This window comes from Actinomadura sp. 1N219, from assembly GCF_044326405.1.
Lineage (GTDB): Bacteria > Actinomycetota > Actinomycetes > Streptosporangiales > Streptosporangiaceae > Spirillospora.
The window spans coordinates 154859-169002 of sequence record NZ_JBIRAY010000008.1 but is presented as its reverse complement, the minus strand read 5'-3'; the positions used below and the strand labels follow the sequence as shown (position 1 = coordinate 169002).

The 14144-nt window shown below is 66.3% G+C and carries 11 protein-coding genes; 6 read left to right on the top strand and 5 right to left on the bottom strand.

Features of this window, described 5'->3' with window-relative positions:
• Nucleotides 1–359: 359 nt before the first annotated feature.
• Nucleotides 360–2099: a RelA/SpoT family protein gene (locus tag ACH35V_RS24420; protein ID WP_395975287.1), complete on the top strand. Its 1740-nt coding sequence runs from the start codon at nt 360–362 to the stop codon at nt 2097–2099.
• Nucleotides 2100–2112: 13 nt separating this feature from the next.
• Here the strand turns inward: ACH35V_RS24420 and ACH35V_RS24415 are convergent, their stop codons facing one another.
• Both ACH35V_RS24415 and glnII read right to left on the bottom strand, forming a co-directional pair.
• Entirely contained in the window at nt 2113–2742 is a 630-nt protein-coding gene (locus ACH35V_RS24415; protein ID WP_395975286.1) for a hypothetical protein, read from the bottom strand.
• A gap of 244 nt (nt 2743–2986) precedes the next feature.
• The gene (gene glnII, locus ACH35V_RS24410; RefSeq protein ID WP_395975285.1) at nt 2987–4000 is read right to left on the bottom strand and encodes a glutamine synthetase; all 1014 of its coding nucleotides are present in this window, start codon (nt 3998–4000) and stop codon (nt 2987–2989) included.
• A gap of 136 nt (nt 4001–4136) precedes the next feature.
• Between glnII and ACH35V_RS24405 the strand changes: the two genes are divergently transcribed.
• The 3 genes from ACH35V_RS24405 (at nt 4137) to ACH35V_RS24395 (ending at nt 7077) form a co-directional block, all read left to right on the top strand.
• Nucleotides 4137–5072, top strand: coding sequence for a DUF6891 domain-containing protein (locus ACH35V_RS24405; protein WP_395975284.1), 936 nt, complete (start codon nt 4137–4139; stop codon nt 5070–5072).
• A gap of 152 nt (nt 5073–5224) precedes the next feature.
• The gene (locus ACH35V_RS24400; RefSeq protein WP_395975283.1) at nt 5225–6280 is read left to right on the top strand and encodes a nitrous oxide reductase family maturation protein NosD; all 1056 of its coding nucleotides are present in this window, start codon (nt 5225–5227) and stop codon (nt 6278–6280) included.
• A gap of 116 nt (nt 6281–6396) precedes the next feature.
• Entirely contained in the window at nt 6397–7077 is a 681-nt protein-coding gene (locus ACH35V_RS24395) for a DUF899 domain-containing protein (RefSeq protein WP_395975282.1), read from the top strand.
• A gap of 41 nt (nt 7078–7118) precedes the next feature.
• On the opposite strand, the gene ACH35V_RS24390 is transcribed toward ACH35V_RS24395, so the two are convergent.
• Nucleotides 7119–7745, bottom strand: coding sequence for a GNAT family N-acetyltransferase (locus tag ACH35V_RS24390; protein ID WP_395975281.1), 627 nt, complete (start codon nt 7743–7745; stop codon nt 7119–7121).
• Nucleotides 7746–7851: 106 nt separating this feature from the next.
• Between ACH35V_RS24390 and ACH35V_RS24385 the strand changes: the two genes are divergently transcribed.
• The gene (locus ACH35V_RS24385; RefSeq protein WP_395975280.1) at nt 7852–8745 is read left to right on the top strand and encodes a DUF6891 domain-containing protein; all 894 of its coding nucleotides are present in this window, start codon (nt 7852–7854) and stop codon (nt 8743–8745) included.
• 850 nt (nt 8746–9595) lie between these two features.
• Here the strand turns inward: ACH35V_RS24385 and ACH35V_RS24380 are convergent.
• Both ACH35V_RS24380 and ACH35V_RS24375 read right to left on the bottom strand, forming a co-directional pair.
• Entirely contained in the window at nt 9596–11749 is a 2154-nt protein-coding gene (locus ACH35V_RS24380) for a hypothetical protein (protein ID WP_395975279.1), read from the bottom strand.
• Between the two features lie 98 nt (nt 11750–11847).
• Nucleotides 11848–12543, bottom strand: coding sequence for an HAD hydrolase-like protein (locus tag ACH35V_RS24375; protein ID WP_395975278.1), 696 nt, complete (start codon nt 12541–12543; stop codon nt 11848–11850).
• 87 nt (nt 12544–12630) lie between these two features.
• On the opposite strand from ACH35V_RS24375, the gene ACH35V_RS24370 reads away from it, so the two are divergent.
• Nucleotides 12631–13845 carry a helix-turn-helix domain-containing protein gene (locus ACH35V_RS24370; RefSeq protein WP_395975277.1) on the top strand — a complete coding sequence of 405 codons (1215 nt, stop codon included), beginning with the start codon at nt 12631–12633 and terminating at the stop codon, nt 13843–13845.
• Nucleotides 13846–14144: the final 299 nt, after the last annotated feature.

Sequence of the window (14144 nt, the reverse complement as noted above, 5' to 3'; positions counted from 1 at the left end):
CAACGCTGCGCAACACTACGGTCGGCGAGCGTCCGATTACCCAGACGACACACCAGAGAGCGAGCCGATGCCCCCAAGCAAAGAACTTTGAACCCTCCCTTTGCCTATCGGGGGGGCGACCCCCCGGGCCCCCCGGCTGCGCGGCACGGGTCTCCTCGCTCCGCTCGCTGGCGCTCGCTGCGCTGCGGGGACGCGGCGCGCCGGGCATGCCCGCTGCGCTCGCTGGCGCTCGCTCCGCGTGCCTGCCCGTAACCGTCGGCTGAGGTTCAAACTGGCGGAGCCATGGGGTTGCTCGATTGTAAGATCTATCTCACAGCCCGTAGCGGTCGTGCGGCGGGCAGGCGGCGCAGGTGGGTGCGATGGCGACGCTCAATCCGGCGAAGGGGCGGTTCCGGCCGCCGGTGCGCGGCGGAAGGTTCCGGCTTCCGGCGCGGCGGCGGGTGGCGTCCGGTGGTCCGGATCCCGTGCGGGCCGCGCTCGCGCCGCTGCTGGCCGCTCATCGTGCCGCGTACCCGGGGGCCGACGAGGCGGAGCTGCTGCACGGCTACGAGGTCGCGGAGCGGCTGCACCGCGGGCAGCTCCGCAAGTCCGGCGCCCCGTACATCACGCATCCGCTGGCCGTCGCGATGATCCTCGCCGGGATGGGCCTCGACACGACCACGCTCGTCGCCGCGCTGCTGCACGACACCGTCGAGGACACCCCGTACACGCTCGGGGAGCTGCGCGCCGAGTTCGGCGAGGAGGTCGCGGTCCTGGTGGACGGCGTGACCAAGCTGGACGGCGAGCGGTGGGGCGACCGCGCCGAGGCGGAGACGTTCCGGAAGATCGTGCTGGCCGCGGCGGCCGATCTGCGCGTCCTGGTGATCAAGCTGGCGGACCGGCTGCACAACCTGCGGACGCTGGGGTTCCAGCCGCCGCACAAGCGGGCCCGCATAGCGAAGGCGTCCCATGAGCTGCTGGTCCCGTTCGCGGAGCGGCTCGGCATCCACGTCCTCAAGCGGGAGATGGACGATCTGGCGTTCGCCGCCCGCCTCCCCGAGCAGCACGCCGCGACCGGCGAGGCCGTCCGGCAGGCGCTGCGGGAGGCCGACCGGGCGTTCGCGCCCGCGACGGAGCTGATCGGCGCGGCGCTGGCCGAGCACGGGGTGGCGGCGCGCGTCCAGATCAGGCCGTCCCACCTGTACGCGGTGCACCAGTCGTTCGGCGGCGACCTGGCCGGGCTGCGGCCCTGCGAGGCGGCGCGGCTCCTGCTGCTGGTGGACGGCGCCGAACGCGACTGCTACATCACGCTCGGCGCGGTGCACTCCGCGCTGCACCCGGTCGCGGGCCAGGTCCGCGACTTCATCGCGATGCCGAAGGACAACCTGTACCGGTCGCTGCACACCCGGGTGATCAGCCCGGACGGCGACCCGTTCGAGGTGATCATCCGCACGGAGGCGATGCATCCGGTCGCCGAGCACGGCATCGTCGCGCACATCCGCGACGCGGGCGACGACGCGTCCACGGCCGTCGCCGGGCGGCGCGACCTGGTGTGGCTGAGCCGGCTGCTCGCCTGGCAGTCGGACGCGCCGTCCGGCGAGTTCCTCGACCGGCTGCGCACCGACCTCGCCGCGGGAAACGTCGCCGCGTTCACCACCGACGGCGACATCGTCGCGCTGCCCGCCGGGGCGACCGCGCTCGACTTCGCGTACGCGCTCAACGCGCGGACCGGCGACCGCTGCATCGGCGCCGTCGTGAACGGGCGGCTCGCCCCGATGTCGGTGCAGGTCCGCAGCGGCAACGTCGTGGAGATCCTCACCGATCCCGCCGGGTTCCCGTCCGAGGACTGGCTGGGCATCGCCGCGACCGTCACCGCCCGCGTCCACATCCAGCAGCGCCTGACGCTGCGGCGCGCCGAGGAGGCCGCAGACGCCGGACGGCGCCGCCTCTACCGGGCGCTGGCCAGGCGGGACGTCGACCTGCTGGCAGCCGAGGCGCACGGCGACTCGCTGGCCGTGGCCCGCGCGCTCGGCTACGCCGAGATCAACGAGATGTACGCGGCGCTGGACGCGGGCGCGCTCGCCCTGGACGACCTGCTGGCCCGCTTCGTCCGCCCGTAGCCGGGGTCCGTGCTCAACGACGGCGGCGGCTGAACGACCCGTCCTGCGGGAACGGCCGCGAGCCCGCCACCACGGCGGACAGCAGCACCACCACCGCCGTCCCGCCGATCAGGTTAATGCCGGCGGTCGCGAGCGCCGCGTCGAACGGGCCCTTCAGCGTCAGCGGCAGGATCGTCAGCAGCACGACCGCGATCGCGCCGATCCACGCGAACGCCCGCACGGGACGCGCCGCCGACGCCACCAGCAGGTGCATCAGCGCGGTCGCCTGGATCGTGCCCGCCATCGCGCACAGCGCGTAGCTGGTCGCGGCGGGCGTCGCGGCGGTGTGCCCGCCCGCGAACACCGGGACCTCCACCCCGAACGTCGTGCGCAGCCCGACCACCGCGGCGAACGCGAGGAGCCCCCCGCCCAGGGCCGCGGCGATCCCCGTCCACCACAGCGGCCGCAGCGACGGCCCCGACGCCGCGGCGATCTCGTCGTGCAGCGCGATGAAGTCCTCGTACCGTCGCGCCGGAGCCTCCGCCGGGCGCCGCCGCGCCGTGGCGGGGCACCGGAACGACCGCTCCCATGGCCGTGGCGCCGGGCGGCCGGCGCGCCTGCCGTGCAGGCCGCCGGAGTACCGCCCGAATGACGAATCGGGCATGTCCCCTCCCCCGTGCGAAACGTAGAGGTGGTACCCGGCACCGAACGGGGGAACTCCCCCAAGCGCACCATTTTGCAGATGTTTGGCCCCGTTCCGCGGCAAAGCAGCCCGTGTCCGCGTCCCGCTCAGCGCCCCGGAGGCACGGCTCGTCGGCCCGGAACGCGGCGAACCCCGGGGAGCGATGCTCCCCGGGGCCCCTCTCCCCCCACGACCTGACGGGCGGACGGACGGCTCGCCGGACGGGTCAGATCTGCCCGGCCTTCTCCAGCGCCGCGCAGCAGGTGCCGGTGATCAGCCGGGTCACCACGTACGGGTCGACGTTGGCGTTCGGGCGCCGGTCCTCGATGTAGCCCTTCTTGTCGACCTCGACCTGCCAGGGGATCCGCACCGACGCGCCGCGGTCCGACACGCCGTAGCTGAACTCGCTCCACGGGGCCGTCTCGTGCATGCCGGTCAGCCGCCGCTCGATGTCGGCGCCGTACCCGGTGACGTGCTCCTGCGCCTTCGCGGCGAGCGCCTCGCACGCCGTGATGATCGCGTCGTAGCCCTCGCGCATGGCCTTGGTCGAGAAGTTCGTGTGCGCGCCGGCGCCGTTCCAGTCGCCCTCGACCGGCTTGGGGTCGAGGGTGGCGGAGACGTCGTGGTTCTCGGCGATGCGGTACAGCAGCCACCGCGCGACCCACATGTGGTCGCCGACCTCGACGGTGCCCGCCGGGCCGATCTGGAACTCCCACTGCCCCGGCATGACCTCGGCGTTGATGCCGGAGATCTTCAGGCCGGCGGCCAGGCAGGCGTCCATGTGCTCCTCGACGATGTCGCGTCCGAACACCTCGTCGGCGCCGACGCCGCAGTAGTAGAAGCCCTGCGGGGCGGGGTAGCCGCGCTCGGGGAAGCCCAGGGGGCGCCCGTCCTTGAAGAACGTGTACTCCTGCTCGATGCCGTACCAGGAGTCCTGCGCCGCGTACTGCTCGGCGATCGGACGCAGCTTGGCCCGCGTGTTGGTCTCGTGGGGCGTGCCGTCCACGAGGAAGACCTCGCAGAGCACCAGCTTGTTGTCACCGCCGCGGATGGGGTCGGGGCAGGAGAAGACGGGCTTGAGCACGCAGTCGGAGCGGTCGCCGGGCGCCTGGTTGGTGCTGGACCCGTCGAAGCCCCAGTCCGGCAGATCGGCGCCGTCGGCGAGGATCCGCGTCTTCGACCGCAGCCGCGCGGTCGGCTCGGTGCCGTCGATCCAGATGTACTCGGCCTTGTAGCTCAACGTCGGTCCCTTCCAGGCGGTTTCGGCACATCACAACCTGCCAACCAGGCATTTCGGACCTGTTGCCCATTTGTGAACGCCATGTAAACCGCGACCGGGTCGTCCCGAACCCCGGCGTCCGCCATAATCGGCCGACATGTCGCAACAGCTCCGTGAGCACATTCGCGTCCTGCTCGCGCTCGGCGCGGACGACTTCGACGCCATCGTCGGCCGCTGCGCCGAGTACCTGGACGACACCCCCGACGTTACCTCCCTCGCCGCCGAGATCGCCGCCGAGGAGTTCGCCGCCTACCTCGCCGACCAGCGCACCTGGCCCGACGTGACCGACTCCGACCGACTCCTGCGCGCGTTCCGCGACCTCGACGTCTCCGGCATCGTGGCCCGCGCCGACTTCGCCTGCTGCCAGAACTGCGGGATATCCGAGGTCGGCGGCGAGGTGCCGCGCGGCGAGCAGCGGCGCGGCTACACGTTCTGCCACCGCCAGGACATGGAGGCCGCGGTCTCCGGCGGCGGCCTGATGCTGGCCTACGGCGTCTTCAAGGACGCGGCCGAGGCGTCCACCCAGCCGGAGATCGGCGAGGACGTCGCCGAGGCGCTCCGCCGCCACGGCCTGACCGTGCGCTGGGACGGCGACCCGTCCCGCCGCATCGAGGTCGACGTCACCTACCGGCGCCGCCGCTCCGGCCGCCTCGCCGCCTGGCCGGACGGCCCCGCCCCGCCCGTCCCCGGCACCGACCGCCTGGACGTCACGTACAGCGACTACGCGCGGGGCCGCAACGCGGAGGACCCCATGCCGATGACGCTGGCCGAGGCCCGCGGCCTCCTCCTCGAACTCACGCCCTACGCCGACAACTTCGCCGTCTTCGAGGGCCGCTCGGGCGACGTCGCGCAGGTGATCTGGGAGACCGGCCCGCGCCTGTGGCTGGAATTCCCGGACCCCGCCGCCCGCCGCTCCCACGGCCGCCACGTGACCGTGGCCGAAGCCGAGGACATCATCTCCGTCCTCGCCGCCGAGGACCGCGCGGCCCTGGACCTCCTCCCCGGCCACACCACCGAGAACTGGCCCACATAACGCCCGTCAGTTCGCAGAATTCACCCGCCTTCCCGAGAACCCTTTGACTTTTTACCCCGCTCACATCAACGGAATAATGTTTCCGGTTCAAGATGATCGAGGAATTCGTTTGCCGCGCGGCGCGGCAAAGCCAAGCGAAAAGGGGGAAAGGGATGAGGCGGACTATTGCGGCCTCGGTCGGCACGGGAGTCGTGCTGGCCGGGCTCGCCACCATCGCGCCCGCCGGCCAGGCGGCGGCGCAGGCCGGCGGACGGACCCACGTCGTCCGGCCGGGGCACTCGATCCAGGCGGCCGTCGACCGGGCCAGACCCGGCGACACGATCCGGCTCAAGGCCGGCCACTACGCCGGCGGCGTCCTCGTCCGCAAGCGCCTCACGATCCGCGGCGAGGGCAACAAGACGATCGTCCGTCCCGGCCACCGCGACCACTGCGCGCGGGCCAAGGTCCCCGGCATGGGCTTCTGCGTCGTCGGCTGGACGAAGCGCCCGGTCAGGGGGGTGACGATCCAGCAGCTTGTCGTCCGGAACTTCAAGGGCACCGGCGTGTTCGGCACCTACACCGACCGCCTGAAGGTCCAGGCCGTCCTCGCGAAGCAGAACGGCGAGTACGGCATCGCGCAATACAACTCCACCCGCGGCCGGTTCGTCTGGAACTGGACTCTCGACAACCGCGACGACGCCGGCCTCTACGTCGGCGACACCGCCAACGCGTACGGCACCGAGGTCGCCTGGAACCATTCCTCGGGCAACACGCTCGGGCTCCTGATCCGGCACGCCCGCCACATCCAGGTCCACCACAATTCGCTGACGAACAACTGCACCGGAATCGCCCTCGTCGACGACAGCCAGCGAACGGGACAGGGCAACACCCAGGTGTGGAAGAACCGCGTCTCGATGAACAACAAGATCTGCGAGGCGCACGGCCAGGTCCCGGCGCTCAGCGGCACCGGAATCCTGTTCTTCGGCGGCGACCACAACGAGATCGTCAAGAACACCGTCCACCGGAACCGCGGGAAACTGCCGTACTCCGGCGGGATCGTCCTCTTCCGCGGCACGCCGCCGCGCAACCGGCCCGCCCACCACAACCTGATCAAGGCCAACAACGCCCGCGGCAACAAGCCGTACGACCTGGTCAACAACAGCGGAAGCACCACCAACCGCTTCCGCGACAACACCTGCGGAACGTCCAACCCGAACGGCCTCTGCTGAGAGAACCACCACGAAACCCCTGTCCCCGAACCCCGGGGACAGGGGTTTCGCGCCAGAGCGATGAGTTAGGCGGTCGGCCACGGTCAACATACAGACCCGCGAACTCGGAGGAGCCCATGACCGCACTACCACCCGTCGTCGACGCCGAGACCTGGCGCCGCCACCTGGACGAGCTGCGCGTCCGCGAGAAGGCCGCGACCCGCGAACTCGACGCGATCGCCGCCCAGCGCCGCCGGCTGCCGATGGTCGAGATGCCCGAGTACACCCTCGAGGGCGAAGAGGGCCCGCTCACCCTGGCCGAGATCTTCGACGGCAAATCCCAGCTGATCGTCTACAACCACATGTGGTTCCCGGACGAAAAGTGGCAGTGCCCGGGCTGCACAGGGCTCACATCACAGTTCACACGCCTGGAGTTCCTGGAGCCCTACGACGCCAGGTTCGTCATCGTCACCCAGGGCCCGATAGACGAGGCCCTCGACTACAAACAACGGGTCGGCAACAAAATGACCTGGTACTCCACCGCGAACAGCCCGTTCGGCACCGACGTCGACGCACCCCCTGGCGGCGGCTTCGCCGTCAACGTCTTCCTACGCGACGGCGACACCGTCTACCGCACCTGGCACACCAACGGCCGAGGCACCGAACAACTAAGCCACACCTTCCCCCTGATCGACCTACTCCCCTACGGCCGCCAAGAAGAATGGCAGGACTCCCCAGAAAACTGGCCCCAATCCCCCACCTACACCCGCTGGCAAAGCCCCGAACAAATAGCCACCCACTACGGCCCAACCCCCTGAACGGACACCGCGACGGCTGGGCAAACGTGACCCGGCGATCGTCACCGATGCTGGACGGCCGGGCAGATCACGGGGTTGGGATCGGTGCGGGCGAACCATGCTGCCGGAACTGTCCGTCCGTCCGGCAGAAGGTGGGTGGCCGAGCCTGCTACGAGGACGAACCCGGCCGATTGGAGCGAGCGGATGCAGGCAGCATTAGTGGGCTCGGTACCGGCTCTAACCTCGGCATAGCCAAAATGGTCATGGGCAAGCTGGTAGATGGCGGTGAACAATTCGGCACCCAGGCCCCTGTCGCGGTAGTCGGGGCTCAAGCTTCCACCGACCTGGCAGCCGTCCGGCGTGACCTCCTGGATTGCGGCCATCCCAGCGTAGGCACGGTTCGATGGGTCGATCGCCACCAGCAAAAGCGGAGCACGGACCGGCGCCCAGCCCAGCAAGGGACGCCTCAGCCTGGGACGCCTGTCCAGCAGACGTTCTCGTCGGGGCTCGGGAACCACACTTTCGGGTTCCCACCCGAGCCAACGCTGGGCACCCGCGTCGCTGGCCGCCGCCAGGGCCGCCATGCTGTCGGTCATCGTCGGCGAGCGGAACAGCAGCCGCGGGGTTGAGATCACATGGCGGCCGCGCACGCAGCCCCCGGCAGATCGGCGCGAGACGACTTTCGGCATCGGGGACGGCCCGCTCTCTCAGGTCCTGCGGACAAAGGCCGGGGGTGCGACGGCCTCTGAGACTATCGGCCCAGGAACGTCCCACCGGCCGCGATAATGGCCCACCATGATCGCTGATCTTCACGAACTCATCAGGTTCCACCTCGCTCGGGGGCAGGACGGCCACCGAGCAATCCTGAACCACTGCGCCGCCTACCTCGGAGACGACACCGACGTCACCGCGACGGTCGCCGAGGAATTCGCGTCCTACCTGGAAGACCAGCGCACCTGGCCGGACGTCCTCGACTCCGACCGTCTGCTGCGCGCCTTCGGGGACCTCAACACGACCGGCATCGTGGCGCGCACCGATTTCGCCTGCTGCCTGACATGCGGGACGAACGACATCGGCGGCGAGGTCCCCAGCGACCAGCAGCGACGCGGCTACGTCTTCACGCACCGCCAGGACATGGAGACCGCCGCCGCCGGCGGCGGCTGCGACCTCGCCTTCGGCTCCTTCCACGGCACGGACATCGGCGAGGAGATCGTCACCGCCCTCCGAACCCACGGCCTCGCTCCCGAATGGAGCGGCGACCCGTCCGACCGCATCCACGTCCCCCTGACCTGGCGCCGCCGCCGCTTCGGCCCCCTCGCCACCTGGCCGGACGGCCCCGCCCCCGAACCCACGACCCCGCTCCTGGAGGTCTTCTACAGCGGCTACCGGGGCGGTGTCCAGAACGCCGAGGTCCCGATGTCACTGGGCGAGGCGAGAAGCGTCCTCTTGGAACTGGCCCCATACGATGGCAATTTCGCCGGCTTCGTAGGCCGCTCCGAAGGCTGCGTGCAGGTCACATGGACCAAGGCCGGAGACCTCTCCCTAGACTCCCCCGACCCCGAGAACCGCTGCTTCCGCCGCCGCAACGTCACCATGACCGAAGCCGAGACCATGATCACAATCCTCGCCGAGCAGGACCGCGTCGCCATCGAAGACCTAGGCAACCTGACCACAGAACCCTGGTCCTAACCCACAAGTTCAACGCCGGGCACGCAAGCGACGTCACTTCAGCCGTCCCGCACAGCGGGCCTTCCCTGTGAGGAACGTGTCCTCACAGGTCAGACCGACTGCGGTGGGCGCGGACGGGTTCGAACCGCCGACTCCTCGCTTGTAAGTGTTCGTGATCACCCGGATGGGGCCCTGACCAGCACCCGGCCACCGTCCGGGGTGCGACCTCGTCCACAGGCGGCCCAACCTAATGGCACGCGAATGGCACGCCCTCACACCATGATCACCGAGGTTGATCCCGCTCCCGACCTGGCGAGAACCACACCCCTCGCGTTTCCCACTGGCACGCGTATGGCACAACGTTCGCCCAGCTGCCGCGTGGTGGTCTCGGCCGTGGCTCGCGTGGTGCCCGGTCCCCGTGAGCGCTCGGGCGTGCGGCGTAGCCGCTGTTCTACCCCTACCTTCCTCCCCCCGGCCCCGACGAGACCTGTACTTAGCGGCGGGCGGGTTCTGTCAAGGGTGGCGTAGCCATCACGTAGTGACGCCGTAGGCGCCCTTGACAGGTTCCGGCCGTCGCCATCCTCGACAGATCGGGGCCGGGGGGACCCTGCGCATTTCCAGCTCAGCTTGCAACGTCCCGTACCGGCGGAGTCGGGTTCTCCGGGCGGAATCGTTCGGGCGGCGGCGCGTACCCCGTGGAGGCCGGACGGGGCGGGGCAGGCGGCCGTGGCACGACGCGCGGCCCGGCGCGGCCGTCCGGTGACCGGCGCCCACGCCGCACGCTCCGGGCGGCCAGGCGCGGGGCCGCGCCAGCGGCCCAAGCGCCGCCGCCCCTTGATCCAAAACAGCCCAATTCGGCAAGCCTCATGCGCTATTGCGCCATGCCGGCCAAGAGTCGGGGGCCATCTAGAATCCGCAAGGTCATGCCGGATGGCTCGCAAGCATTGGAGAGTTCCTGGCGAATATTTTTCGGAAGCTCTTCTAGACATATTGCTAGGTGCACATCGGAACCCACAAGCAAGCTCTTCTTGACATCTCGCTCATGGTCTTGGCCGATAAATCCGGCCGCACTACTCTTGGCTTCACCGGAGAACATCTGATAGTCATTCCATCCGATAATATCCAAGTCTCCCCTACTTTCCCCTGAAACGGAAAAATCAACACCCGGTATGACAAATGCGCCCTCTTTTCGGAGAAGCGCAGCAGCGGCCAACGGAGCGAGCCCACCGTTCTGACTAACGCGCTGCAGTAGGGTACTAAGCCTATAGAATAGAGCAGGCTCGCCATTGTCCGAGGAAGCGTACTTAGCGGTCGACCCGCAACCAACACAAGTTGCGACATGTCTTACGGATCGAATATCTTGAAAGTCTTTAAGTGAGCAAACATCGCAATCAATTCGCCAACCACGTAGAACAAGCTTTCTTTCGATCAGCTCATTCAAGAGAAGCGGGACTTCCGACGAGTTGATCGAGAATGCAGTGAAGGCCCGGTGAGAGGTGATGTCCGGGAGCCTCTTAGCAGTAAGCCTTGTCAGTGCAGCCTGCTTGACCAGTGCATCTTTTTCTTGCTCAGTCACAATGTCTTTAGCGCGAAGCTTCTTTAGTTCTCGCACAAGCTCTCGGCTTGGATCCGGCGTCAATGCGAGAATCAATGCTATAGTTTCAGTATGTCTAAATATTTCCAAGTCGCCACCGGCGCTAACTATTCCTCGAATCTGTTGGGCCTTATCATTCGCTTCATAGACAGCCCCTTTCTCCGCGCAGGCGGTGGCAAGTATTTCTGCAGGATCGGGCAGCTTGATCTGGAGATTGTACTCAGAAGCTGCGTTAGTGATAACACGAAGAGACTTGTTGGACCAAGAAGCGTTCTGCAGGTACATCCTGGCCACGCTTGGCCGCAAAGGTCCCCTTATCTCTGGAGCGGATAGATTGAGCGCAACCTTCCCATAGCCAGCCGCAAAATTCCATTCCAAGGGCGATTTGCCTCGGAGATCCGATGTAGGGTGTTGCAGTACCATTTGCACTTCGCTGGCTGGGCCAATCGACCGCTCACAGCACCAGAACTTGCGTGGGTCAATGTTCTCTCGAAAGAGAAGGTCGCGCCGGGGGTCTATCTTAGATGCAATGCGCTCGTTAAACTTCCTCTCATTGTGACGCCGCAGACCAATACTTTTGCCGATTTCTGCCAACGCCCCATCCTCTTCGATGCTAGCACTATTCAGAAAAATGTCCGGCTTGGTCGAGGATGAGTGAAGGATACTTTCTTTTATTTCAGCGACGAGCCTGGAGTCCTGTAGCGCATCTTTTGTTATCAAAACACTCGAAGCATTTCGCCATCCCTTGGGGCGAATAACCCGTAGATTCCAGAACCACAGAGCGTCTGTAAAGCTATCTTCATCCTTGGACACCCATAGCAGCGCAGCTGTCTGCATTATCGGAGCAACTAGTACTGTGTCAGAATCGTTGCGCACCGTGGCGTTTATGACAGTGCGGCCACCTACTTGCGCCCGGAATATCTCCTGCAGATCTGCATTCTCTTGCACAGTTGCCCCATGCTGCCGCCAGAAAGCAACCTCCTCGGGAAGTGCTACATGCCCAGCGGCAGCCAGGCCAATAAGGTTCAAATCGCCAGGCAGCACGATTTCCGTTGACCGAGCTTGCTCCTTTGACAGTCCTGTAAGTGGATGTATATTCCAGAAAGTTCCATCCTCCAGTTTTGCAGCGGGAACGATGGGCCATTCGAGTTTTACGGAGGGCGAAGTGGCCGATGCGTTCCCCATCGAATCGCATGTGAAGTCGACTACCAAATCAGTGTGCAGGATCTCAGCAATCTGGATCCATGCGGAATCAATCGTTCCATCCTCTCTGACGGGCATTATTGGCGTCCTCATACCTCCCCAAATTGTCGAGGCGGCAAGTATTGCATTACGCAATTGATTTTGATTTCCATCCCGAACCAGAAAGGCGCGACGATATGGTGCCACACTCAGACGAACATAGGTATGCCCCAAATAGGTTCCGGTCATTCTTTGTTGACCCCTCACTAATTGGAGAACCTTCGATGTCGAATCGGCCAGGTTCTGAACTTTCGAGATCAGACACCTTAACACACAGCTACCTTACTCTAGGTGGACCCGCTCACAGTATCCACCACGAGATTCGTATCGCTGAGATCTGGGAGAAAGAAGGAAGCTTCCGCTTTGCGTAGTTCATCGATAGTGGTACGGCCTGTGGCAACAGCGATGATCTGAGCTCCGCCTTCTTGAGCGGCTTCCACGTCGCTCACTGTGTCGCCGATTATGTATGTGGTTTCTCTGGCATAGGCGTGGCCCGTGTGGGTGGCGGCTCGTTGTTGAGCTATGGGGACTAGGTTGGGGCGGACTGAGTCATCGGTGCCGTAGGCGCCTATTTCTAGGGCTAGGTAGTGGGCTAGGTCGAAGGTTTCTAGCTTGGCTATGGCTGAGGGCTTGGGGTTGCCGGTTAGGACGGTTTGGGTGATGTGTGGCAGCTCGGCGAAAGCTTGGAGGGCTTCGCGGGCTCCTGGGAGGGCTCGGCCTCGTTGGCGCATCTCGTCGGCTCGGGCTCGGTAGCCGACGGCCTGGGCCTCGACGAACTTGGGGAAGGAGTCGCCTGGGTCCTCGATGCCGTAGAGGTCCAAGGTTTCGCGGAAGATGACTTGCTCGGTGCGGCCGGTGACGTCGGCTAGGCGGTCGATGTGGTGGCCGGTGACCTGCTCGAACGCGTCCTTGAAGACTTCGCTTCCTACGCCCCCCGTCTCTATCAGCGTGTGGTCGATGTCCCAGAGGATGAGCTTGTGCACAGTGTCATGTCCTTCGTGGGCTGCGGTTTGTGGGTGTGGCTGCCTACGCTGGTCTCTGTCTAGTCTTCCCGCCCTCCGGGAGTGAACGTGTCTGGGTCGGATGAGATCGGCATCGGTGAGCGTCTGCGGTTCTACCGTCAGGGGCGCAACAAGACACAGGCCGTGGTCGCTGGGCTGGCCGGTGTGAGTGAGGATTACGTCTCGCAGATTGAGCGGGGTGCGAAGACTCCCACTATCGGGCTATTGCACAAGTTCGCTCGGATTTTGGGTGTTCAGGTGTCGGTTCTGCTTGGCGAACCGACGTTTGAGCAGAACGGGACGATTCATCCGGTGGCGTCGGAATTGCATCGGCGGATGATGTCGTTTGGCGCTCCGGATAGTGGCGCGGATATCGACCTTGCCGGGCTGCGGCGGAGGGTTGATACGGCCTGGGAGATTTGGCAGACGTCGGCTCGGCGGTACACGGAGGGGGCCGAGGTTTTTCCGGCGTTGCTGTCGGATGTCCAGGCGGCGGCGCGGTCGTTCCGGGCGTTCGGTGAGGTTGAGCAGCGGCGGGAAGCGGCCCGGTTGTCGTCGGACATGTACTTTTTGCTGCGGACGTTCGCGAAGCGGATCGGGCGGACTGATCTGTCGTTGGTGGCTGCTGATCGGGCGATTGCGGCTGCGTATGAGACGGATGATCCGCTGAGGATCGCGGGGGCTCATTGGAATCTTGGGCACATCCTGATCGCGCAGAATGAGGCGGAGGCGGCCGAGGAGACGGTTGTTCACGCGATCGAGGAACTCAAGCCTCATCTCGATGGCGGAGGCGATTGGGTGGCGATGTCGGGGGCCTTGTGGCTCGTGGCGTCCGTTACTTCGGTGCGTCAGGGGGACGCGTGGGCGGCTCGGGATCGGCTGCGGGAACACGCGTTGCCGGCGGCCGAGTCGACCGGGGAGGGCAACGTGCTGTGGACGGTGTTCGGGCCGACGAACGTCCATCTCCATGCGATGAGTGTCGAGATGGAGGCGGGCGAGTCGGCGGAAGGGCTGAGCATCGCCGATCGCATCGACGTGACCTCCTCGCCTTCGCTGGAGCGGCAAACGACCTTCTACTTGGAGTTGGCACGGCTGCATGAACAGCGGCGGGACGATGCGGCGGTGTTGTTGCATCTGATGAGCGCTGAGGTCAGTGGTCCGGAAGATCTGCGGTACAACGTGCTGGCGCGCGATCTGGTGCGTGGGCTGCTGAAACGGGCGCGGCCGAGCATGGCTCCACAGGTGCGGGCTCTGGCCAAGCGCATTGGCCTGGTAGCTGCGTAGGACCCGGACCGGGAGTCGACCCGAACTGAGAGTTCGGGTTGTGGGCTTGATTCGCTCTTAACGTCGTGGCGCGACGTTCCGAGAGCGGCCAAGGAGTCCCCACCTTGCAGAGCACCACGGCGAATCCCTCGTCTGCCGAACCTTGCGTTTCATGCGGCGGCCGGAAGCACAAGTTCGTGCTCCCCCGGCGGCGGCTGGTGATCGTTCCCGCTGATGCGGTGCCGGTCGCTGCGCCGGATCGGGTTCCGGAGGAGTGCACGCGGTGCGCCGGTACGGGAATCGAGGTGGCCTAATGCAGT